At 69.6% G+C, this 22,963-nt stretch carries 18 protein-coding genes and 1 riboswitch; of the genes, 13 read left to right on the top strand and 5 right to left on the bottom strand.

The features are described 5' to 3' along the window. Positions 1-76: 76 nt before the first annotated feature. Entirely contained in the window at positions 77-3,220 is a 3,144-nt protein-coding gene (locus tag ACFYY6_RS09150) for an efflux RND transporter permease subunit (protein WP_389192340.1), read from the top strand. 333 nt (positions 3,221-3,553) lie between these two features. Here ACFYY6_RS09150 and nadA read toward each other — a convergent pair whose 3' ends face one another. After that, on the bottom strand, positions 3,554-4,762 hold the full coding sequence (nadA, locus tag ACFYY6_RS09145) for a quinolinate synthase NadA (protein ID WP_386608719.1): 1,209 nt from the start codon (positions 4,760-4,762) through the stop codon (positions 3,554-3,556). Between the two features lie 224 nt (positions 4,763-4,986). Between nadA and ACFYY6_RS09140 the strand changes: the two genes are divergently transcribed. After that, positions 4,987-5,343, top strand: a complete 357-nt coding sequence (locus ACFYY6_RS09140) for an iron-sulfur cluster assembly accessory protein (RefSeq protein WP_148834544.1) — start codon at positions 4,987-4,989, stop codon at positions 5,341-5,343. A 178-nt stretch (positions 5,344-5,521) separates the two neighbouring features. Here ACFYY6_RS09140 and ACFYY6_RS09135 read toward each other — a convergent pair whose 3' ends face one another. Both ACFYY6_RS09135 and ACFYY6_RS09130 read right to left on the bottom strand, forming a co-directional pair. Beyond that, the gene (locus ACFYY6_RS09135) at positions 5,522-7,102 is read right to left on the bottom strand and encodes a hypothetical protein (RefSeq protein WP_389192337.1); all 1,581 of its coding nucleotides are present in this window, start codon (positions 7,100-7,102) and stop codon (positions 5,522-5,524) included. 247 nt (positions 7,103-7,349) lie between these two features. Next, positions 7,350-7,547, bottom strand: coding sequence for a hypothetical protein (locus ACFYY6_RS09130; protein ID WP_351525851.1), 198 nt, complete (start codon positions 7,545-7,547; stop codon positions 7,350-7,352). Positions 7,548-7,709: 162 nt separating this feature from the next. On the opposite strand from ACFYY6_RS09130, the gene ACFYY6_RS09125 reads away from it, so the two are divergent. Beyond that, positions 7,710-8,684 (top strand): carbohydrate kinase family protein, encoded by a 975-nt coding sequence (locus ACFYY6_RS09125; protein WP_351525853.1) that lies wholly within the window; start codon positions 7,710-7,712, stop codon positions 8,682-8,684. A 16-nt stretch (positions 8,685-8,700) separates the two neighbouring features. On the opposite strand, the gene ACFYY6_RS09120 is transcribed toward ACFYY6_RS09125, so the two are convergent. Further along, positions 8,701-10,083 carry an aminotransferase class V-fold PLP-dependent enzyme gene (locus tag ACFYY6_RS09120; protein ID WP_351525855.1) on the bottom strand — a complete coding sequence of 461 codons (1,383 nt, stop codon included), beginning with the start codon at positions 10,081-10,083 and terminating at the stop codon, positions 8,701-8,703. Between the two features lie 535 nt (positions 10,084-10,618). Here ACFYY6_RS09120 and coxB point away from each other — a divergent pair. From coxB to ACFYY6_RS09100, 4 genes are all read left to right on the top strand, one after another. Further along, on the top strand, positions 10,619-11,578 hold the full coding sequence (coxB, locus tag ACFYY6_RS09115) for a cytochrome c oxidase subunit II (protein WP_351518534.1): 960 nt from the start codon (positions 10,619-10,621) through the stop codon (positions 11,576-11,578). Continuing rightward, positions 11,575-13,311 carry a cytochrome c oxidase subunit I gene (gene ctaD / locus ACFYY6_RS09110; protein ID WP_351518532.1) on the top strand — a complete coding sequence of 579 codons (1,737 nt, stop codon included), beginning with the start codon at positions 11,575-11,577 and terminating at the stop codon, positions 13,309-13,311. The genes coxB and ctaD overlap by 4 nt, the downstream gene beginning before the upstream one ends. Further along, positions 13,308-13,706: a cytochrome c oxidase subunit 4 gene (locus ACFYY6_RS09105; RefSeq protein WP_351518530.1), complete on the top strand. Its 399-nt coding sequence runs from the start codon at positions 13,308-13,310 to the stop codon at positions 13,704-13,706. Before ctaD ends, ACFYY6_RS09105 begins: the two co-directional genes overlap by 4 nt. Before the next feature lie 126 nt (positions 13,707-13,832). Continuing rightward, positions 13,833-15,092 carry an Ig-like domain-containing protein gene (locus ACFYY6_RS09100; protein ID WP_351518528.1) on the top strand — a complete coding sequence of 420 codons (1,260 nt, stop codon included), beginning with the start codon at positions 13,833-13,835 and terminating at the stop codon, positions 15,090-15,092. Between the two features lie 51 nt (positions 15,093-15,143). Here ACFYY6_RS09100 and ACFYY6_RS09095 read toward each other — a convergent pair whose 3' ends face one another. Further along, the gene (locus ACFYY6_RS09095; protein ID WP_389192334.1) at positions 15,144-15,545 is read right to left on the bottom strand and encodes a hypothetical protein; all 402 of its coding nucleotides are present in this window, start codon (positions 15,543-15,545) and stop codon (positions 15,144-15,146) included. Positions 15,546-15,732: 187 nt separating this feature from the next. On the opposite strand from ACFYY6_RS09095, the gene ACFYY6_RS09090 reads away from it, so the two are divergent. From ACFYY6_RS09090 to ACFYY6_RS09065, 6 genes are all read left to right on the top strand, one after another. Next, on the top strand, positions 15,733-16,353 hold the full coding sequence (locus ACFYY6_RS09090; protein WP_351518526.1) for a heme-copper oxidase subunit III: 621 nt from the start codon (positions 15,733-15,735) through the stop codon (positions 16,351-16,353). A 93-nt stretch (positions 16,354-16,446) separates the two neighbouring features. Then, positions 16,447-17,256: a c-type cytochrome gene (locus ACFYY6_RS09085; RefSeq protein WP_351518524.1), complete on the top strand. Its 810-nt coding sequence runs from the start codon at positions 16,447-16,449 to the stop codon at positions 17,254-17,256. Beyond that, positions 17,253-18,305 (top strand): Rieske 2Fe-2S domain-containing protein, encoded by a 1,053-nt coding sequence (locus tag ACFYY6_RS09080; RefSeq protein ID WP_351518522.1) that lies wholly within the window; start codon positions 17,253-17,255, stop codon positions 18,303-18,305. The genes ACFYY6_RS09085 and ACFYY6_RS09080 overlap by 4 nt, the downstream gene beginning before the upstream one ends. Next, positions 18,302-19,951: a cytochrome bc complex cytochrome b subunit gene (locus tag ACFYY6_RS09075; RefSeq protein ID WP_351518520.1), complete on the top strand. Its 1,650-nt coding sequence runs from the start codon at positions 18,302-18,304 to the stop codon at positions 19,949-19,951. The genes ACFYY6_RS09080 and ACFYY6_RS09075 overlap by 4 nt, the downstream gene beginning before the upstream one ends. A 124-nt stretch (positions 19,952-20,075) precedes the next feature. Then, a complete protein-coding gene (gene trpD, locus ACFYY6_RS09070; RefSeq protein WP_351623645.1) occupies positions 20,076-21,140 on the top strand; it encodes an anthranilate phosphoribosyltransferase in 1,065 nt (354 codons plus the stop codon). A 127-nt stretch (positions 21,141-21,267) separates the two neighbouring features. Next, positions 21,268-21,385, top strand: a riboswitch (SAM riboswitch). A gap of 172 nt (positions 21,386-21,557) precedes the next feature. Further along, a complete protein-coding gene (locus tag ACFYY6_RS09065; RefSeq protein ID WP_351518516.1) occupies positions 21,558-22,922 on the top strand; it encodes an aminotransferase class V-fold PLP-dependent enzyme in 1,365 nt (454 codons plus the stop codon). The last annotated feature ends 41 nt before the right edge of the window (positions 22,923-22,963 follow it).

Below are 22,963 nucleotides of genomic sequence, written 5' to 3'. Positions count from 1 at the left end.
GTACGTGGGCCGGGTCCGTCCTTCCGCCACCCGCCGCCCACCTGCCGCGCAAGCCACAGAAGAGAGACCACCACCCATGTCCTGGCTGTCCAGATTCAGCCTCGCGCAACGGGCCCTGATCGGACTGATATCGATCGTCGCCCTCGTCTTCGGCGCGATCGCGATACCGCAGCTCAAGCAGCAGCTGCTGCCCACCATCGACCTTCCGATGGTGTCGGTGCTCGCCCCCTACCAGGGCGCGTCGCCCGACGTGGTCGAGAAGCAGGTCGTCGAGCCGCTGGAGAACTCCATCAAGGCGGTCGACGGCGTCACCGGCATCACCTCGACCGCGAGCGAGGGCAACGCCGTCGTCATGGCGTCCTTCGACTTCGGCAGCGAGGGCACCAAGCAACTCGTCGCCGACATCCAGCAGGCGGTGAACCGAGCCCGGGCCCAGCTGCCCGACACCGTGGACCCGCAGGTCGTGGCCGGTTCGACGGACGACATGCCGACCGTCGTCCTCGCCGTCACCTCCGACAAGGACCAGCAGGCGCTCGCCGACCAGCTCGACCGCACGGTCGTTCCCGCGCTGGAGGACATCGAGGGCGTCGGCCAGGTCTCCGTGAGCGGTGTGCGGGACCTCCAGGTCTCCATCACCCCCGACGACCAGAAGCTCGCGGCGTCCGGTCTGAACGCCATGACGCTCTCCCAGGCGCTCAAGGCGGGCGGGGCGACGATCCCGGCCGGTTCCTTCTCCGAGTCGGGCAAGAGCCGCACCGTCCAGGTGGGCGGGCAGTTCACGTCGCTGAAGCAGATCGAGGACCTGCGGGTCACCGCGATGGACCCGGCCACGGGCAAGTCCGGCAAGGCCGTCCGGGTCGGTGACGTCGCCACCGTGAAGCAGGAGCCGGCCACCGCGGTCTCCCTCACCCGCACCAACGGCAAGCCGAGCCTCGCCGTGATGGCCACGATGGACAAGGACGGCAGCGCCGTCGCCATCTCGGACGCGGTCAAGGACAAGCTTCCCGACCTGCGGGGGGATCTCGGTTCCGGTGCCGAGCTGACCATCGTCTCCGACCAGGGCCCCGCCGTCTCCAAGGCCATATCCGGCCTCACCACCGAGGGCGCGCTCGGCCTGGTCTTCGCTGTCGTGGTGATCCTGTTCTTCCTCGCCTCGCTGCGCTCCACGCTGGTTACGGCGGTCTCCATCCCGCTGTCCGTGGTCCTCGCGCTGCTCGTGCTCTGGACCCGCGACCTGTCGCTCAACATGCTCACCCTCGGCGCGCTGACCATCGCGATCGGCCGCGTCGTCGACGACTCGATCGTGGTGCTGGAGAACATCAAGCGCCACCTCGGCTACGGCGAGGAACGCCGGACGGCGATCATCACCGCGGTCAAGGAAGTGGCGGGCGCGGTCACCTCCTCGACCCTCACCACGGTCGCCGTGTTCCTGCCGATCGGTCTCGTCGGCGGCATGGTCGGCGAACTCTTCGGCTCGTTCTCGCTGACCGTCACCGCGGCCCTGCTGGCGTCCCTGCTGGTCTCGCTTACCGTCGTCCCCGTCCTCTCGTACTGGTTCCTGCGCGCCCCCAAGGGCACCTCCCAGGACCCGGACGAGGCGCGCCGCCAGGCCGAGGAGCAGGAAGCCCGCAGCCGGCTCCAGCGGCTGTACGTCCCGGTCCTGCGGTTCGCCACCCGGCGCCGGATCACCAGCATCGTCATCGCGTTCGCGGTGCTGTTCGGCACCTTCGGCATGGCGCCGCTGCTCAAGACCAACTTCTTCGACCCGGGCGAGCAGGAGGTCCTGTCCGTCACGCAGAAGCTGGCCCCCGGCACCAGCCTGGCGGCCACGGACGCGGCGGCCAGGAAGGTCGAGAAGGTCCTCCAGGACGAGAAGGGCGTCAAGGACTACCAGGTCACCGTCGGTTCCTCCGGCTTCATGGCGGCCTTCGGCGGCGGCACGGGCGCCAACCAGGCGTCCTACCAGATCACCCTGAAGGACGCGGACGACGCCGAGGCCGTACGCAAGCGCCTGGAGACCGAGTTCGGCAAGCTCGACGGCATCGGCGACACCACCATGTCGGCGGGCAACGGCTTCGGCAGCCAGGATCTCGCCGTGGTGGTCAAGGCCGCCGACGCGGACGTCCTGAAGAAGGCGGCCGAGCAGGTACGGGCCGAGGTCGCCGAGCTGAAGGACGTCACCGACGTCCAGAGCGACCTCGCCCAGAGCGTCCCCAGGATCTCCGTCAAGGCCAACGCCGAGGCGGCGGACGCCGGCTTCGACCAGACCACGCTGGGCGCGGTCGTCGCCGGAGCGGTGAGCGGCACACCGGCCGGCAAGGCCATCATGGGCGACACCGAGCGCGACGTCGTCGTCACCTCCGCCCACCCGGCCACCACGATGGCCGAGCTGAAGAAGCTCCCCCTCGGCCCGGTCACGCTCGGCCGGATCGCGGACGTCGAACTGGTCCCCGGACCGGTCTCGAAGACCCGTATCGACGGCCAGCGCGCGGCGACCATCACGGCCCGCCCGGTCGGTGACAACACCGGCGCGATCGGCACCGAGCTCCAGAGCAAGATCAACGCCCTGAAGCTCCCGGACGGCGCCACGGCCACCATCGGCGGTCTCTCCGAGGACCAGAGCGACGCGTTCCTGAAGCTCGGCCTCGCCATGCTGGCCGCGATCGCGATCGTGTTCATGCTGCTCGTGGCGACCTTCCGGTCCCTCGTCCAGCCGCTGATCCTCCTGGTCTCCATCCCGTTCGCGGCCACCGGCGCGCTCGGCCTGCTCGTCCTCACCGGCACCCCGATGGGCGTCCCGGCGATGATCGGCATGCTGATGCTCATCGGCATCGTGGTCACCAACGCGATCGTCCTGATCGACCTGATCAACCAGTACCGCGCCCAGGGCCTGGGCATTGTCGAGGCGATCGTCGAGGGCGGTCGCCACCGCCTCCGCCCGATCCTGATGACGGCACTCGCGACGATCTTCGCCCTGCTCCCGATGGCGCTCGGCGTCACCGGCGAGGGCGGCTTCATCTCGCAGCCGCTCGCGGTGGTGGTGATCGGCGGTCTGGTCACCTCGACGCTGCTGACGCTGCTCCTGGTGCCGACGCTCTACGCGATGGTCGAACTCCGCAAGGAGCGCCGCGCGAAGAAGAAGGCGGACAGGCGCGCCGGGAAGGCAGGCACCCCGGTCCCGTCCGAGGAGGCGCGCACGGCGGAGCCGTCGGGCGTGTAGCCGACAAGACGGCGGGCCGGTCGACCGGCCCGCCGACCACAGGAACGGCCCGTTCCACGTTCACCCGTGGGACGGGCCGTTCCGTTGCGTCCGCGGTCTCCTGGCCTCTCGCCGCTGCGACGGAGCCGTTCCGGGCGACCTGCGGAAGGCGAAGGGCGCCCGGTACGGTGCGGCCGGGCGCCGCCCCTGCGGCAGTGGTGTCGGGGCCGAGCGGCCGGAGCGGGCCGTTGTGGGCGTGGCCCGGCCGCTCAGAAGCCGCGGCGCCCGCAGCCGCGACCGGACGGGGCCGGGGCTACGGGCGCCGATGGGCCGGGACAGGGGCCCGACGCGCGGTTACGGCAGCGCCAGCATCCGCTCCAGCGCCAGCTTCGCGTACTTCTCCGTCTCCGGGTCGACCTGGATCCGGTTGACGAGCTTGCCGTCGGCCAGCGACTCCAGGGCCCACACCAGGTGCGGCAGGTCGATGCGGTTCATCGTCGAGCAGAAGCAGACCGTCTTGTCGAGGAAGACGATCTCCTTGCCCTCGGGGGCGAACCGGTTCGCCAGGCGGCGCACCAGGTTCAGTTCCGTGCCGATCGCCCACTTCGAGCCGGCCGGGGCCGCCTCCAGGGCCTTGATGATGTACTCCGTGGAGCCGACGTAGTCCGCCGCCGCCACGACCTCGTGCCTGCACTCCGGGTGGACCAGCACGTTGACGCCCGGTATGCGCTCGCGCACGTCGTCGACGGAGTCGAGCGAGAAGCGGCCGTGCACCGAGCAGTGCCCGCGCCACAGGATCATCTTCGCGTTCCGCAGCTCCTCGACGGTCAGGCCGCCGTTCGGCTTGTGCGGGTTGTAGACGACGCAGTCGTCGAGGGACATCCCCATGTCCCGGACCGCGGTGTTCCGGCCCAGGTGCTGGTCGGGCAGGAAGAGCACCTTGGCGGCCCCGGACTCCCGCTGCTCGAAGGCCCATTCCAGGGCCCGCTCGGCATTGGACGAGGTGCAGATCGTGCCGCCGTGCCGCCCGGTGAACGCCTTGATGTCGGCGGAGGAGTTCATGTACGAGACCGGTACGACCTGGTCCGCGATCCCGGCCTCGGTCAGCACGTCCCAGCACTCGGCGACCTGCTCGGCGGTGGCCATGTCGGCCATCGAACAGCCCGCGGCCAGGTCCGGCAGCACGACCTGCTGGTCGTCCGTGGTCAGGATGTCCGCGGACTCGGCCATGAAGTGCACACCGCAGAAGACGATGTACTCCGCCTCCGGACGCGCCGCGGCGTCCCGGGCGAGCTTGAACGAGTCGCCGGTGACGTCGGCGAACTGGATGACCTCGTCGCGCTGGTAGTGGTGGCCGAGGACGAACACCTTGTCCCCGAGCTTCTCCTTGGCGGCGCGGGCGCGCTCCACGAGGTCCGGGTCGGACGGGGCGGGCAGGTCGCCGGGACACTCGACACCGCGCTCGCTCCTCGGGTCGGCCTCGCGGCCGAGGAGGAGCAGCGCGAGGGGCGTCGGCTGGACGTCGAGATCCTGGACGGGGTGGGCCGTGGTCACGTCACGCACCCTTTCTTCTCTGCGGAGGAGCCTTTTCGTCGAAATGACGTTATCTATCATAACCGGTTTATGTCACTTTGACGATGTCCATAGCGTCGATGTGACGCATCCCCTGAAGGGGCCCGTGTGCGAGCATGAGGGGAACAGGCAAGCGCTCGGCCCGGAATGAATCCGCGGTCCCGACGGTTGCAACGTCGGCAAGCAGTCTCCGTACAACCCCGGGAGAGAAGCAGATGTCCGTATCGGACGAGACCACCACCGTGAGCGACGGCATCCTCCTGTCCGACGCCGCCGCCGCGAAGGTCAAGAGCCTGCTGGAGCAGGAAGGCCGCGACGACCTGGCGCTGCGCGTCGCCGTCCAGCCCGGCGGTTGCTCGGGCCTGCGCTACCAGCTCTTCTTCGACGAGCGCTCGCTCGACGGCGATGTCGTGAAGGACTTCGACGGCGTCAAGGTCGTCACCGACCGGATGAGCGCTCCGTACCTGGGCGGCGCCTCCATCGACTTCGTCGACACCATCGAGAAGCAGGGCTTCACGATCGACAACCCGAACGCCACGGGCTCCTGCGCCTGCGGCGACTCCTTCAACTGAGCCCCGAGGCACCTGGCCGCGAAGGCGGTTGAGCCCCGAAGACGCCGGTTCCTGAAGGCGGGGGCGGGGAAACCACACGGAAGGCGGCGGCCCCGGATTCCGGGGCCGCCGCCTTCGCCGTGCGTACAGGCCGCGCGTACGAGCCTGCCGTGTTCACGGCCGTGTGCGTACCAGGCCGTCAGGCGCCCGGTACGCGGGCGCCCGAGGCCGCGTCGATCACCGCCCGGTCACCGAGCGGTGCGTCCAGCGTCACCGTCCGGGTCAGCTCCTGGGCCATCGTCACGCAGACCTTCTTCCCCTCCTGCTTCGACTCCGTCACCGTCACCCGCACCGCCTTCCCGTCCTCGGCCGCGCTCGCCGCGTACGTGCCGCACACCCCGCCCCAGAACGTCACCGACAGGTTCCGGCCGTCGGCGCTGTACGACTGGATCTGCCGGGAGCCGCCGGACGTGCCGCCCGTCTCGCCCGGCGGCGCCGCCGGGGCGTCCTTCGCCTTCGCCAGATACGCGGGGTCCACGGCGACCCGCGCCAGCGTCGTGCCCGCGCCGCCCGCGGCGGACCGTACCGAGAAGAGCCAGGACGGCACGAGGGCCGGCTCGCCCGCCACGTGCTGCATCGACAGGCCGAACACCGCCTTGTCGATCGTGACCGTCGTCGTCGGCGGCTCCGCCCCGGTCCGCGTCCCGCAACGGACACCCGGCGATTTCAGGTCACCCTCCAGCGGTACGGGTTCGGCGCACCCTTCGATCCCGGAGCCCCGGCCCGTCCGCGACGACGAACCGTTCAGCTGCTTCAGCGCCTCGCCCGCGCTGATCACCGGATAGCTGTCGCCCTTCTCCAGACCCTTCAGGCGCCCGCTGCCGCCGACCACGTCGCCGTCCGGCCCCACCTGGACACCGGTCGACCAGCCGTACGTGGGCAGCCCGTCCACCACCGGATCGGCGTTCACCACCCGTGCGGAGCCCATCACCTGGCGGGAGTCGAGGGCGGCGTCGTCCAGCCCCGCCGCCTTCAGGACCGGTGTCGCGGCGGCCCTGGCGGCGCTCTCGCTCACCGGTGAGCCGCTGCCGTCCGGAGCCGTGCTCCCGCTCGAACAGACCGACGCACCCCGGCGGCAGTCGTCCGTGCCCCCGGAGCCGTACCGAGCGAAGGTCCAGGTGCCCGGGGCCTGCCTGTCCACCCTCAGGAGCGGCCCCGAACCGTCCTTGTCCGAGCCCACCGTCCAGGACGTGCCCTCCGCCCGGGGCGTGCCCGCCAGGCCCAGCGCCTTCGCCAGCCGGGTCACCTCCGACGCCGTGACCGTGCCCACCGCACGGCGCACCTCGGCGCGGCCCGGCCCCTGCGGCAGCGTCCCGGACACGCGGTGGACGACCTTGCCCCCGTGCGGATCGGGCTCACCGACCGCGATGCCCTGCGGGGGCCCGTCCGGCGCAGCCGGCGGAACGTCCGCACGCTCGTCCAGGGCCAGCGGGGGAGGGGCGGAGCCCCCGCCACCGGCCGCAGCACCGCCGCCGCTCCCGCCGTCGCCGTTCGCGGCGGTCGCCGCCCAGTACGCGCCACCGCCCCCGGCCAGCAGGACCGCCGCCACCGAGGCCACGACCACGGAACGCTTCGGGAGCCGTGGCCGGGCGGACGCCGCCGCGTCCGGAGCACTCCCGGGCGCCCCGTCCGGAGCATCCTCGCGCGGTGAACCTCGCCGGGCGCCGCTCCCCTCGTCCCGGGGGCCGGTCACGTCGTTGTCGGGTCGCTCGGTGCTCAACCGGATCCGCTCCTTCGCCTGCGCTGCCGTCGTCACAGGCCGTCGGCCGGCCTGCCGTCCGTCCCTGGGGTCGGGACGACGATGGGACGGGGCACAGGGCCGCACGGTTCCCCGGAGCGGGGCCGCCGTACTCCAGCCGGGGGAATCGCGCGCCCGGCGGCCGTGTCCGCGCGGCCGGCAGCCGGCGCCGGGCCGAAGGGCGCGGGGGCCAGGGCACGGTTCCCCGGCCGAGGCGCGGGCCCGGCGCTCAGTCGCCGTACTCGGACATGCCGTCGACCAGCCGGGCGGACGCCGCCGGCACGGTCACGCCGTGGATCCGCTCCGGGGCCACGCGGTCGGGGGCGGGCTTCGCGCGGGCCACCCAGTGCGGCGCCATCCGCGCGCAGTCACCGCGCAGCTCGGACAGGCTGATCTCGGACTCGTGCGGGGCGATGTGATTCGACATGAGGGCACCGTAGGCATCGCCCGCGCGGAGAAGAAAGCCCTACTATCGGGTAGTTTTCCCCCCTTCAGGGTGCGCACCGGGAACGGTAGCGTGAACTGTCACGCCGCCCCCCGGGAACACGTCCATCCCGTTCCCCCCGATCTCCGCAGGAGCACTCTTCCCGTGCGCATCGCAGTCACCGGCTCCATCGCCACCGACCACCTCATGACGTTCCCCGGCCGATTCGCGGACCAGCTGGTCGCGGACCAGCTGCACACGGTCTCCCTCTCCTTCCTGGTCGACAACCTCGACGTGCGCCGGGGCGGTGTCGCCGCCAACATCTGCTTCGGCATGGGGCTGCTCGGCACGAACCCGATCCTGGTCGGTGCCGCCGGGGCCGACTTCGACGACTACCGCGCCTGGCTCGACCGCCACGGCGTCGACACCGGCTCGGTCCGGATCTCCGAGGTCCTGCACACCGCCCGGTTCGTCTGCACGACGGACGAGGACCACAACCAGATCGGCTCCTTCTACACGGGTGCCATGAGCGAGGCCCGGCTCATCGAGCTGAAGTCCGTCGCCGACCGGGTCGGCGGCCTCGACCTCGTCTCGATCGGCGCCGACGACCCCGAGGGCATGCTCCGCCACACCGAGGAGTGCCGCTCCCGGGGCATCCCGTTCGCCGCCGACTTCTCGCAGCAGATCGCCCGGATGGACGGCGAGGAGATCCGCATCCTCCTCGACGGCGCCACGTACCTCTTCTCCAACGAGTACGAGAAGGGCCTCATCGAGACCAAGACCGGCTGGAGCGACGAGGAGATCCTCTCCCGGGTCGGCCACCGGGTCACCACCCTCGGTGCCCGCGGCGTCCGCATCGAGCGCGCCGGCCACGAGCCGATCGAGGTCGGCTGCCCGGACGAGGAGAGCAAGGCCGACCCGACCGGCGTCGGCGATGCCTTCCGGGCCGGATTCCTCTCCGGCCTCGCCTGGGGTGTCGGCCTGGAGCGCGCCGCCCAGGTCGGCTGCATGCTCGCCACCCTGGTCATCGAGACCGTCGGCACCCAGGAGTACACCCTGCGCCGCGCCCACTTCATGGAGCGCTTCACCAAGGCGTACGGCGACGAGGCCGCCGCCGAGGTCCGCGCGCACCTGGGCTGACCCGCCCGGCGGAATCTCAGGTCAGCCGGCGGACCGTATAGGCCGAGCCGCGGTCCGCCGGCTCCTCTCCCACGTACTCCTGCTCGCGCATCGCGCACCACGCCGGGATGTCCAGGCGCGCCGCCTCGTCGTCGGAGAGGACCGTCACCGTCCCGCCCCGCGGCACCTGCCCGATCACCTTCGCCAGCTCGATCACCGGCACCGGGCAGCGCTTCCCCCGGGCGTCCACCACCAGGCAGTCGCCCCCGGCGGCCTCCCCGGGATCCGGCACGGGCGCGCCCAACCTCTCCCGCACCTCCGCGACCGTTCGCGGGAGCACGTCCAGGAAGCGGTCCACGTCCTCGTCCGTGGTGCCCCGCGGCAGCGACACCCGTACGTTCCCCTCCGACAGCACCCCCATCGCTTTCAGGACATGGCTCGGGGTCAGTGTGCTGCTGGTGCAGGACGAGCCGGAGGACACGGAGAACCCGGCCCGGTCCAGTTCGTGCAGCAGGGTCTCCCCGTCGACATAGAGACAGGAGAAGGTCACCAGGTGCGGCAGCCGCCGCACCGGATCGCCGACCACCTCCACGTCGGGCACCAGCTCCGGAACCCCGGCCCGGATCCGGCCCACCAGGGCCCGCAGCCGTGCCGCCTCCGCCGCGGCCTCGGCTCGCACGGCCCGCAGCGAAGCCGCCGCCGCCACCACCGCCGGAAGGTTCTCGAACCCGGCCGACCGCCCCGACTCCCGCTCGTCGGCCGGTCCCCGGACCGCGAACCGCGTCCCCTTGCGCACCGCCAGCAGCCCGACCCCCGAGGGCCCGCCCCACTTGTGTGCGGAGGCCGTCAGCAGCGACCAGCCCTCCGGTACCGGACCCCAGCCCAGCGACTGCGCCGCGTCCACCAGCAGCGGCACCCCCGCGGCCCGGCAGGCCTCCGCGACCCGGGCGACCGGCTGCTCGGTGCCGACCTCGTGATTGGCGGACTGCAGACAGGCCAGCGCGGTGTCCGTACGCAGTGCCCGCGCGAACTCCGGCGCACTCACCGCCCCCGACCGGTCCACCGCGACCTCGGTGACCTCCCCGCCCCCCGCCGTATGGGTGGACGCCGCATGAAGTACGGAGGAGTGTTCGACCGCGGAGACGACCAGATGACGACCGACGCGCCGACGGCCCGCGAGGGCGCCGGAGATTCCGGAATGCACGGCCAGCGTCCCCGAAGGAGTGAAAGTCAGCTCGTCCGGACGGCAGCCGACGGCCTCGGCGGCGGCCTCCCGGGCTGCGTCCAGCAGCAGCCGGGCGCGCCGCCCCTCGCGGTAGAGCCGGGCCGGGTCGGCCCACCCCTCGTCCAGCGCGGCGAGCAGCGCCTGGCGGGCGACGGGGTGCAGGGGAGCGGAGGAAGCGGCATCGAAGTAGGGCACGCGGCCAGGCTAGTGCCGGTCACGGCACTAGTGCTGTGGCCGGAAAGGTTCACCGGCTCGCGACGCCCGGCACCTCGCCGCGTTGTCGCCTCACCCGGGTACGTCCCGTACGAGGGCGATCCTCCGCCCTGCGACGCACCGCACCGGACGCCGTGAGCTTCCCGGCGAACCTCTCCGGCCGCGGCACCGGCCCGCCTCGTCCCGGCCCGGCGCGGCCCGGGTCCCGTGCCCCGGCTCTCCTCCGTGTCGCGCCCCCGCACGCCGCGGCGCGCCCCGCCCCGTCGGGGGCCGGGTCCCGCGCGGGACCCGGCCGCGGCACCAGGAAAAGGGGCGTCAGATAGCGGTCATGAGCCCGTATTCCACCCCTTCGGGGAGTCGGGCGGCGCGTTGGGCACCCTCCCCGCGCGACCCCAAATGGCGTCCAGTAGGGTTTGGTCCGCATAAACATCCAAACCCCTGCCCGCGTCAGGGCGGCGACCGACCAGAAGGACCGGCCGCGCCGACCGCGTGGGCGAGACTCTCGGGAAGGCGCTACGTGAGTCCCAACGGCTCCGACCGCTCGTCGCGGCGCCCGATGCGGCGGAAGCTGCCGCAGGTGCTGACTGCGGGCCTGATCCTGGCAACCGCCACCGGTTGCACATACAAGGACTTCCCCCGCCTCGGAATGCCTACGCCGGTCACGGAAGAAGCACCGCGGATCCTCTCCCTCTGGCAGGGCTCGTGGGCGGCAGCGCTCGCCACGGGTGTCCTCGTCTGGGGCCTGATCCTGTGGTCCATCATCTTCCACCGGCGCAGCCGCACCAAGGTCGAGGTTCCTACGCAGACCAGGTACAACATGCCCATCGAGGCGTTGTACACCGTGGTCCCCCTGATCATCGTCTCGGTGTTCTTCTACTTCACCGCGCGCGATCAGTCGAAGCTCCTCGAACTCAAGAACCCGACCCACACCATCAACGTGGTCGGGTACCAGTGGAGCTGGGGATTCAACTACATCGAGAACGTGGACGGCTCGACCGCCACGGGCAGCAAGATCCCCGCACAGCTCGACGCCATTCCGGACAGGTTCCGGAAGGATTTCCCCAAGGGTGCGGAGGGTGTCTACGACTACGGCATCCCGGGCACGCGGAACCCCCAGAACGGCAACCCGGGGCCGACCCTGTGGCTGCCGAAGGGTGAGCGCGTTCGCTTCGTCCTGACCTCGCGCGACGTCATCCACTCCTTCTGGGTGGTGCCGTTCCTCATGAAGCAGGACGTCATCCCGGGCCACACCAACGCCTTCGAGGTGACCCCCAACCAGGAGGGCACCTTCATGGGCAAGTGCGCCGAGCTCTGCGGCGCCGACCACTCCCGGATGCTCTTCAACGTCAAGGTCGTCTCCCCGGAGCGCTACCAGGCGCACCTCAAGGAGCTGGCGAAGAAGGGCCAGACGGGCTACGTGCCGGCCGGCATCAAGCAGACTGACCCGGCCAGGAATGCGGAGACGAACAAACTGTGAGCATCCTCAACGAACCTCAGGGTGCCGCGGCAGCAGACGACTCGTACGAGGACGAGCTGCCGGTCCGGCGCAAGCAGCCGGGGAACATCGTCGTCAAGTGGCTGACCACCACCGACCACAAGACGATCGGCACGCTCTACCTGGTCACGTCGTTCGCGTTCTTCTGCATCGGCGGCCTGATGGCGCTCTTCATGCGCGCCGAGCTGGCCCGTCCCGGCACGCAGATCATGTCGAACGAGCAGTTCAACCAGGCGTTCACGATGCACGGCACGATCATGCTGCTGATGTTCGCGACGCCGCTGTTCTCCGGTTTCGCGAACTGGATCATGCCGCTGCAGATCGGCGCCCCCGACGTGGCGTTCCCGCGGCTGAACATGTTCGCCTACTGGCTCTACCTCTTCGGCTCGCTGGTCGCGGTGGCCGGCTTCCTCACCCCGCAGGGGGCGGCGGACTTCGGCTGGTTCGCCTACTCCCCGCTGTCGGACGCGGTCCGTTCGCCGGGTGTCGGCGCCGACATGTGGATCATGGGTCTGGCCTTCTCCGGGTTCGGTACGATCCTCGGTTCGGTCAACTTCATCACCACGATCATCTGCATGCGCGCACCCGGCATGACGATGTTCCGCATGCCGATCTTCACCTGGAACGTCCTGCTCACCGGTGTGCTGGTCCTGCTGGCCTTCCCGGTTCTCGCCGCCGCGCTCTTCGCGCTGGAGGTCGACCGTAAATTCGGTGCGCATATCTTCGATGCGGCCAATGGCGGGGCATTGCTCTGGCAGCACCTCTTCTGGTTCTTCGGCCATCCAGAGGTGTACATCATCGCCCTGCCATTCTTCGGAATCATTTCCGAGATCATTCCGGTGTTCAGCCGGAAGCCGATGTTCGGTTACATCGGTCTGATCAGTGCCACGATCGCCATCGCGGGTCTTTCCGTGACGGTGTGGGCGCATCACATGTACGCCACCGGCGGTGTGCTGCTCCCGTTCTTCTCCTTCATGACGTTCCTCATCGCGGTACCCACCGGGGTGAAGTTCTTCAACTGGATCGGCACGATGTGGAAGGGGTCATTGTCCTTCGAGACCCCGATGCTCTGGGCCATCGGATTCCTGATCACCTTCACCTTCGGTGGTCTGACCGGTGTGATCCTGGCGTCGCCCCCGCTGGACTTCCACGTCACGGACTCGTACTTCGTCGTCGCGCACTTCCACTACGTCATCTTCGGCACCGTGGTCTTCGCGATGTTCGCCGGATTCCACTTCTGGTGGCCGAAGTTCACCGGCAAGATGCTGGACGAGCGGCTCGGCAAGATCACGTTCTGGACGCTGTTCGTGGGCTTCCACGGCACGTTCCTGGTGCAGCACTGGCTCGGTGCCGAGGGCATGCCGCGTCGTTACGCGGACTACCTCGCCGCCGACGGCTTCACCGCGCTGAACACGGTCTCGACGATCGCCTCGTTCCTGCTCGGCCTGTCGATGCTGCCGTTCTTCTACAACGTGTGGAAGACCGCCAAGTACGGCAAGAAGATCGAGGTCGACGACCCGTGGGGTTACGGCCGTTCCCTGGAGTGGGCGACCTCCTGCCCGCCGCCGCGGCACAACTTCCTCACGCTGCCGCGGATCCGTTCCGAATCCCCGGCGTTCGACCTGCACCACCCGGAGATCGCGGCCCTGGAGCAGCTGGAGTTCGCCCCCGAGGGTGAGAAGGCCCTCGCCGGCGGCAAGGAGGCGGGCAAGTGAAGATCCAGGGCAAGATGTTCCTCTGGCTGAGCGTCTTCATCCTCGCCATGGCCGTCACCTACGGCGTGTGGGCGAAGGAGCCGGTCGGCACCACCACGCTCCTCCTGGCCTTCGGCCTGGCCGTCATGATCGGCTTCTACCTGGCCTTCACGGCCAAGCGGGTCGACGCCATGGCGCAGGACAACAAGGAGGCGGACATCGCCGACGAGGCCGGCGAGCTGGGGTTCTTCTCCCCGCACAGCTGGCAGCCGCTCTCCCTGGCCATCGGTGGCACCCTCGCCTTCATGGGCGTCATCTTCGGCTGGTGGCTGATGTACTTCTCGGCCCCGATGATCCTCATCGGCCTGCTCGGCTGGGTCTTCGAGTACTACCACGGCGAGAACCGCACCCAGTGACCTGAGGTCACCGATCCATCGGCTCCACCGGACGGGGGCCCGTACCTCTCCACCAAAGGAGGTACGGGCCCCCGTTTGCACGCACAAGACGCGCCAAAAGGGATGAAATATCCATAACGTGTGTTCATGGACCACACGCTGCGCATCCGCCCCCTAGTGAGCGGCACGCTGCTGGTCGCGACCCTGGTAGCGGCCGCGACCGCATGCGGAGCCTCGGACGACCACCCGCTCGCGGCGAAGCCCTACGACGCGGGGGACGAGATCACCTCCAACCTGCCGGAGGGCGACAAGAAGGCGGACTCCGACCGTCCGATCGAGGTCGGTGTCAAGGACGACGACGGCCGGATCACGGACGTGACGGCCGCGGACGCCACCGGACGCCGCCTGGCGGGCGAACTCGACGCCGACGGGAAGCGCTGGCGCTCCACATCCCCGCTCGCCGCCGGCCACCGGTACACCGTGCGGGTCAGCGTGGAGGACGGCGACGGCGCCCCCGGCAGCCGCACGCTCTCCTTCGAGACCGGCGCCACCAGGAAGAAGACGCTGAAGGTCGCCTTCGGCCCCAAGGCGGGCACCTACGGCGTGGGGCAGCCCATCACCGCGGAACTGAGCGCCCCCATCAAGGACAAGGCCGCCAGGGCCGTCGTGGAGCGCGCCCTGAGCGTCCGTTCCACGCCCGCCGTCACCGGATCCTGGTACTGGGTCGACGACAAGACCCTGCACTACCGTCCGAAGGAGTACTGGCCCGCCAGGGCCAGGATCGACGTCAGCAGCGGCCTTGCGGGCATCAAGGTCACCGACAGCCTGTACGGGGCGCCCACGAAGGCGCTGAAGCTCACCACCGGCGATCGCGTCGAGGCCGTCACCGACGCCGCCGCGCACACGATGACCGTCAAGCGCGACGGGAAAGTGATCAACACCATTCCGGTCACCACCGGCAAACCCGGCTTCGCCACCCGGAACGGGGTCAAGGTGGTGCTGTCCAAGGAGTACTCCGTACGCATGCGCGGCGAGACGATCGGCATCGCGGCGGGCTCCGACGACTCGTATGACCTGCAGGTCTACTACGCGACACGCGTCACCTGGAGCGGCGAGTATGTCCACGCGGCCCCCTGGTCCACCGGCTCGCAGGGGTACGCGAACGTCAGCCACGGCTGCACGGGCATGACCACCAGCCTGGCCGAGTGGTTCTTCAACACCGTGCGCGAGGGCGACCTCGTCACGGTCGTCGGCAGCCAGGGCGAGACGATGACCCCGTTCGACAATGGCTACGGCGACTGGAACCTGTCCTGGGACAAATGGCAGAAGGGCAGCGCACTGCGCAATGACGCCGAGCCGGAACGCGCGGACACGGTCCAGGCGGCACGCCTGCGCCCCCAGGTCTGACGACCCGGGGAGTGCGCTGCCCTTCTGAGAGGACGGGTGGTGCGACGGGCCTCAGGCGTCCACGCAGCGCCTGCTGCGCAGCAGGGCGGCCAGTGCGTCCGCGAACTCGACCGGTTCGACCGGAAGGGTCACCGCGGCGTCCGCACGGCTCCAGGTGGCCAGCCAGGCGTCCTGCGGGCGCCCGATCAGCAGCAGGACGGGCGGGCAGTGGAAGACCTCGTCCTTGATCTGCCGGCAGACGCCCATGCCGCCCGCGGGCGCCGTCTCGCCGTCCAGCACGCAGACGTCGATCCCGCCGTTGTCCAGCGCCTCCAGGACGGCGGGCAGGGTGGCGCACTCCACGTACTCCACCTCGGGCACGTCGGCCGCGGGCCTGCGCCCGGCTGCCAGCCTCACCTGCTCACGGGTGTTGGCGTCGTCGCTGTAGACCAGGACCGTGGCGGTCGGCTGCATTGTTCCTCCGTGACATCCGTGTCTGCGGGGCTTGGCGGGCATGAACCGATGCGCGGATCGTACTCCGCCCGACGGCCTGTCAGCATCGCCCGTGACAGCGGTTTCATGGACCGTTAGGGGAGGGCACACCCGGTTGACACACCGAACGGCACCCCCCGGAGTGAGGGCGGGATAAGCGACCGACATAATGTCGGTCGTGGCGACAGCAACGACAGTAGAAACCGGGCACGCGCACCCGTCGGTCAATCGACCGAACCTCACCAGCGTCGGAACCATCATCTGGCTGAGTTCCGAGCTGATGTTCTTCGCGGCCCTCTTCGCGATGTACTTCACCCTGCGATCGGTGATGGGACCGGATCACTGGAAGGAGATGGCCGGGCACCTGAACTTCCCGTTCTCGGCGACGAACACCACGATCCTGGTGCTTTCCTCACTCACCTGCCAGCTCGGCGTCTTCGCCGCTGAGCGGGGCGATGTGAAGAAGCTCCGCACCTGGTTCATCATCACCTTCGTGATGGGTTCGATCTTCATCGGAGGCCAGGTACTCGAGTACACCGAGCTGGTCAAGGAAGCGGGGCTCTCCCTCTCCTCCGACCCGTACGGTTCGGTGTTCTACCTGACGACCGGCTTCCACGGCCTGCACGTGACAGGCGGGCTCATCGCCTTCCTGCTCGTCCTCGGCAGGACGTACGCGGCCAAGAGGTTCACCCACGAACAGGCCACCTCGGCCATCGTCGTGTCCTACTACTGGCACTTCGTCGACGTCGTGTGGATCGGCCTCTTCGCCACGATCTACATGATCAAGTGATCGGGCCCGACCCGAACCACACGATCAAGTAACCGGGCTCGACCCGAACCACATCCAGCATCGACGCAGAAGATCCTGACACCGGGGTAATCCGTGAAAAAGCTCTCCGCTCGACGACGCCATCCGTTGGCGGCGGTCGTCGTACTACTCCTCGCGCTGGCGGCTACCGGGGGGCTGTATGCCGCGTTTGCGCCCGCGAGTAAGGCGCAGGCCGACGAAACCGCCCAGTCCCTCGCCATCGACGAGGGCAAGAAGCTGTACGCCGTCGGTTGCGCCAGCTGCCACGGGACCGGCGGTCAGGGCACCACCGACGGGCCGCCCCTGGTCGGCGTGGGCTCTGCCGCCGTCGACTTCCAGGTCGGCACGGGCCGCATGCCCGCGCAGCAGCCGGGCGCCCAGGTGCCGAAGAAGAAGAACATCTACAGCCAGGCCGAGATCGACCAGCTCGCGGCGTACGTCGCGTCCCTCGGCGCCGGTCCGATCACGCCGACCAAGCAGCAGTACGACCCCTCCGGCGCGGACGCCGCCAAGGGTGGCGAGCTGTTCCGTACCAACTGTGCCCAGTGCCACAACCTCACCGGTCAGGGCGGTGCGCTGACGAACGGCAAGTACGCACCCAGCCTCGAGGGCGTGTCGACGAAGCACCTGTACGAGGCCATGCAGACCGGCCCGCAGAACATGCCGTCCTTCCCGGACACGACGATGCCCGAGCAGCAGAAGCGGGACATCATCGCCTACGTCAAGGCCGTGAACAGCGATGACACCCCGAGCCCCGGTGGTCTCGCGCTGGGTGGCCTGGGTCCGGTCAGCGAAGGTCTGTTCGCCTGGATCTTCGGTCTCGGCGCCCTGATCGCACTCGCCGTTTGGGTCGCGGCCCACACCGCTAAGGCCAAGAAGTCATGAGTAGCCAAGAGATTCCAGACGAGAACCTGCCCACCGTGCAGGACACCGCGCGCGCCGCGGTAGAGGTCGCGGACAACCCGTTCGCCGACCCGGGGCTGCCGGCCCACGAGCCGCGCATCCAGGACATCGACGAGCGGGCCGCGAAGCGCTCCGAGCGCACCGTCGCCCTGTTCTTCACGCTGTCGATGCTGGCGACGATCGGCTTCATCGCGTCGTACGTCGTCTTCCCGGTCGACAAGATCGTGTACATCTGGCCCTTCGGCCATGTGAGCGTGCTCAACTTCTCCCTGGGTCTGACCCTGGGCGTGGCCCTCTTCACGATCGGTGCCGGGGCCGTCCACTGGGCGCGCACCCTGATGTCCGACGCGGAGGTCGCCGACGAGCGTCACCCGATCGAGGCCGCTCCCGAGGTCAAGGCGAAGGTCCTGGCGGACTTCGCCCAGGGCGCCAAGGAGTCCGCGCTCGGTCGGCGCAAGCTGATCCGCAACACCATGTTCGGCGCGCTGGCCCTGGTGCCGCTCTCCGGTGTGGTGCTGCTGCGCGACCTCGGCCCGCTGCCGGAGAAGAAGCTCCGCAAGTCGCTGTGGGCCCAGGGCAAGCAGCTCATCAACATGAACACCATGCAGCCGCTGCGTCCCGAGGACGTCGTGGTCGGTTCGCTGACCTTCGCCATGCCCGAGGGCCTGTCGGAGGAGGCGGAGGACTTCAACAACCAGATCGCCAAGGCGGCGCTGATGATCGTCCGGATCCGTCCGGAGGACATCAAGGACGCGCGCGAGCGCAAGTGGGCGCACGAGGGGATCGTGGCCTTCTCCAAGATCTGCACCCACGTCGGCTGCCCGATCAGCCTTTACGAGCAGCAGACGCACCACGTGCTCTGCCCCTGCCACCAGTCCACCTTCGACCTCTCCGACGGCGCCCGCGTCATCTTCGGCCCGGCCGGTCACGCCCTTCCGCAGCTGCGCATCGGCGTGAACAGCGAGGGCAACCTCGAAGCGCTCGGTGACTTCGAAGAGCCCGTCGGTCCTGCATTCTGGGAGCGCGGATGAGTACTGCGACCACGCAAGCCCCCGGCTCCTCGGCGCCGGGCAATCGCAAGGCGCCCGCCGGTGAGCGGGTTGCCGACTGGGCGGACGGCCGACTGGGGATCTACACCCTGGCCAAGGCCAACATGCGCAAGATCTTCCCGGACCACTGGTCCTTCATGCTCGGGGAAGTCGCGCTCTACAGCTTCATCATCATCATCCTCACGGGTGTGTATCTGACGCTGTTCTTCCACCCGAGCATGAACGAGGTCGTGTACCACGGCTCGTACGAGCCGATGCAGGGCATCAGGATGTCCGAGGCCTACGCCTCGACGCTGGACATCAGCTTCGACGTCCGCGGTGGTCTGCTGGTCCGCCAGATCCACCACTGGGCCGCGCTGATCTTCCTGGCCGGCATGTTCGTGCACATGATGCGCGTCTTCTTCACGGGCGCCTTCCGCAAGCCGCGCGAGATCAACTGGCTGTTCGGCTTCCTGCTGTTCGTGCTCGGCATGTTCACCGGTTTCACCGGCTACTCGCTCCCGGACGACCTGCTGTCCGGTACGGGTATCCGCTTCACCCAGGGCGCGATCCTGTCCGTGCCGATCGTCGGCACGTACATCTCGATGTTCCTGTTCGGCGGGGAGTTCCCCGGTCACGACTTCGTCGCCCGGTTCTACTCGATCCACATCCTGCTGCTGCCGGGCATCATGCTCGGTCTCGTGGTGGCGCACCTGATCCTCGTCGTCTACCACAAGCACGCGCAGTACCCCGGCCCCGGCCGCACCCAGAAGAACGTCGTCGGCATGCCCCTCATGCCGGTGTACATGGCGAAGGCTGGCGGCTTCTTCTTCCTGGTCTTCGGCATCATCGCCATCATCTCGGCCATCGCCACGATCAACCCGGTCTGGTCCATCGGCCCGTACCGGCCGGACCAGGTGTCCACCGGCGCCCAGCCCGACTGGTACATGGGCTTCGCCGAGGGTCTGATCCGAGTGATGCCGGGCTGGGAGATCAACCTGTGGGGTCACACGCTCGTCCTGGGTGTGTTCATCCCGCTGGCGCTCTTCGGACTGGTCCTCGCGATCATCGCGGTCTACCCGTTCCTCGAGTCCTGGGTCACCGGTGACAAGCGCGAGCACCACCTGCTGGACCGCCCGCGCAACGCCCCGACCCGGACGGCCTTCGGCGTCGCCTGGATCACCGTCTACGTCATCGTCTTCATCGGCGGTGGCAACGACCTGTGGGCTACGCACTTCCACCTGTCGATCAACGCCATCACCTGGTTCATCCGGATCTTCATCTTCGCGGGCCCGGTCATCGCGTTCATCATCACCCGGCGGATCTGCCTCGGCCTCCAGCGCCGCGACAAGGAGAAGGTGCTGCACGGGCGCGAGTCCGGCATCATCAAGCGCCTGCCGCACGGTGAGTTCGTCGAGATCCACGAGCCGCTCGCTCCCGGGCAGCTGCACACGCTCACCCAGCACGAGCAGTACGAGCCGCTCGAGATCGGCCCGACGGTCGACGAGAACGGTGTCGAGCGCAAGGTCTCCGCGATGCAGAAGCTGCGCGCCCGGCTCAGCAAGGGCTTCTACGGCGAGAACAACCAGATCGCCAAGCCCACCGTCGAGGAGTACAAGGAGATCACCAGCGGCCACGGTCACCACTGATCGCCTGAACTGATCGCCACAGCAGGAGCCCCGTCCATCCGATGGACGGGGCTCTTCGCTGTCCCCCGCCCTCGATAGGGTGGGAGCCGAACCCTTTATCGGCTGTGGACCCCAGGAGCGGACCATGAACGTTGTGACCCCGGGCGGCGGCGACAGCGTGGCGGACCGTTCCTGGCCCGGCGTGCTGAACCCGCTGCTGCGCGGCGAGGACCTGAGCGCGGACGACACCGCGTGGGCGATGGACCGCATCATGAGCGGCGAGGCCACCGACGTGCAGATCGCCGGTTTCGCGGTGGCCCTGCGTGCCAAGGGCGAGACGGTCGACGAGGTGTCCGGACTGGTGCGCGCGATGTACGAGCACGCCAACACCATCGACGTCCCCGGCCGCACGGTCGACATCGTCGGCACCGGCGGCGACCTCGCGAAGACGGTCAACATCTCCACGATGTCGGCGATCGTCATCGCGGGCACCGGCGCCAAGGTCGTCAAGCACGGCAACCGCGCCTCCTCGTCGGCGAGCGGCTCCTCCGACGTGCTGGAGAAGCTCGGAGTCAACCTGGACCTCGGCGCGCGGCGCGTGGTCGAGGTCGCCGAGGAGGCGGGCATCACCTTCTGCTTCGCCGTGAAGTTCCACCCGGCGCTGCGGTACGCGGCCCGCGCCCGCAAGGAGCTGGGAGCCCAGACCACGTTCAACGTCCTCGGCCCGCTCACCAACCCGGCCCGGGTGCGCGCCCAGGCCGTCGGCGTCGCCGATCTGCGGATGGCGCCCATCGTCGCCGGCGTCCTCGCCGAACGGGGCAACTCGGCGCTCGTCTTCCGCGGCGACGACGGGCTCGACGAACTGACGACGACCGCGACCTCACGGGTCTGGGTGGTCCGCGACGGAGCGGTGCGCGAGGAGGCGTTCGACCCGCGCGACATCGGTCTGGAACTGGTCCCGGCCCAGGCACTGCGCGGCGGCGACCCCTCGTACAACGCGGATGTGGCCCGCCGGGTGCTGGCCGGTGAGCACGGGCCCGTACGGGAGGCCGTGCTTCTCAACTCGGCCGCGGCGCTGGTGGCCCTGGACCCGACGGACGGCACGCTGAACGAGCAGCTCGCCGCCGGGATCGAGAAGGCCGCCGAGTCCATCGACTCCGGGGCGGCACGGCGCGCGCTGGAGCGCTGGGTGGCGGCCAGCAACACCTGAGCACCCGTCGGGTGAGCAGCGATCGGACATCCGACAGCCTCCGAACCGACGGAATGTGACGCAGGGCGCGGTCCGGATCCTGGACCGCGCCCTTGCGCGTTCGCATCCGTATGGCAGGATGCAGGCAGGTCATGAGTGACAGCGACTACGGCCCCGGCCCGCTGTCCGGCAACCCTCCGTCCGTGGCGGGGTGCCCCGGGTGAAGACCAGGCCGCAGGCAGCGAGGTCTGCGGCAAGCGCGGGCCCCTCGGCATCAGTGAATGCCAACCCCCGGGGTCCTGGTCCCTAGGGAGTCTCTTGTGAGCATGCGAATGCGCTAGGGCGTTCTCGCCCTTTCCGCGCCCTCTTTCTCTTTCCGCTGCGCTGCCGCGTATCCGCCGGCGCATGCGTTTCGCCTGCCTTCTACGGGAGTTCGCCATGTCTGTCCTCACCGCTGCCGCCGACCAGTCGCTTTGTGCCCCTCTGTCGGTTCTGGGAAAGGATGTAACGGTTCCGCTGGTCACGGGTGGTGAAGTCACCTATGCCGCACTCGACTACGCCGCCAGCGCCCCGGCCCTCCAGCGCGTCTGGGACGACGTCGCCGCGTACGCCCCGTACTACGGCAGCGTCCACCGCGGCGCCGGGTACCTCTCGCAGCTCTCCACGGACCTCTTCGAGAGCAGCCGCGAGACCGTCGCGGAGTTCCTCGGCTGCCGCCCCGACGACCAGGTCGTCTTCACCCGCTCGACCACCGATTCGCTCAACCTGCTGGCCGCGGTGGTCCCCGCCGACTGCCAGGTGTTCGTGTACGAGACCGAGCACCACGCTTCGCTGCTGCCGTGGCGCGACGCCCGGGTGACGTACCTGAACGCCCCGCGCACCCCGGCCCAGGCCGTCGAGACGCTGGAGCGGGCGCTCGCCGACCGCGACCCCTACGGCCCCGCGCTGGTCTGCGTCACCGGCGCCTCCAACGTCACCGGCGAACTGTGGCCGGTCAGGGAGCTGGCGGCCGCCGCGCACGCGCACGGTGCCCGGATCGTGCTGGACGCCGCGCAGCTCGCCCCGCACCACCCCATCGACATCACCGAACTGGACGTCGACTGGGTCGCCTTCTCCGGGCACAAGCTGTACGCGCCGTTCGGCTCGGGCGTGCTCGCGGGCCGGGCCGACTGGCTCCGGGACGCCGAGCCGTACCTCGCCGGCGGCGGCGCCTCGCGCAAGGTCGCCCGCCGGGCCGACGGCGGTGTGGACGTCGAGTGGCACACCACCTCGGCCCGTCACGAGGCCGGTTCCCCCAACGTCATCGGCGTGTACTCCATCGCCTCCGCCTGCAAGGCGCTCACCGAGGCGGGCTTCGACGACCTGGTCGCCCGGGAGCAGCGGCTCGTCGCCGCCGTCCGCGCCGGGCTCGCCGAGGTCCCCGAGGTCACGGTGCTCTCGCTGTTCGGCGACGACGCCCCGCGGGTCGGTGTCATCTCGTTCGTGGTGGAGGGCTGGAACAGCTCGCACTTCGCCGCGGCGCTTTCCGCCGAGTACGGCATCGGGGTGCGCGACGGACTGTTCTGCGCCCACCCGCTGGTCCGTACGCTGCTGGGCGGCGACCCGCAGGAGGTCGGCGAGTGCGGCGCTCCGGAGGCCGCGCCGGGCGAAAGGTCGCTCAACGCGATCCGGGTGAGCTTCGGCGCCGGTACGCCCGACGAGCACATCGAGCGCTTCGTGCGGGCGGTCAGGGAGCTGGTCGGTCAGGGCGCCCGGTGGACCTACCGCACCGAAGGCGGTCGCTGCGTGCCGGACCGGGGCTGAGAGGTGCGTGACCCCGGTGGGGGAGGCGGCGCCGCCTCCAC

It is taken from the genome of Streptomyces sp. NPDC001750 (genome assembly GCF_042892615.1).
Classification (GTDB): domain Bacteria; phylum Actinomycetota; class Actinomycetes; order Streptomycetales; family Streptomycetaceae; genus Streptomyces.
This window is presented reverse-complemented; position numbering and strand designations above follow the sequence as displayed.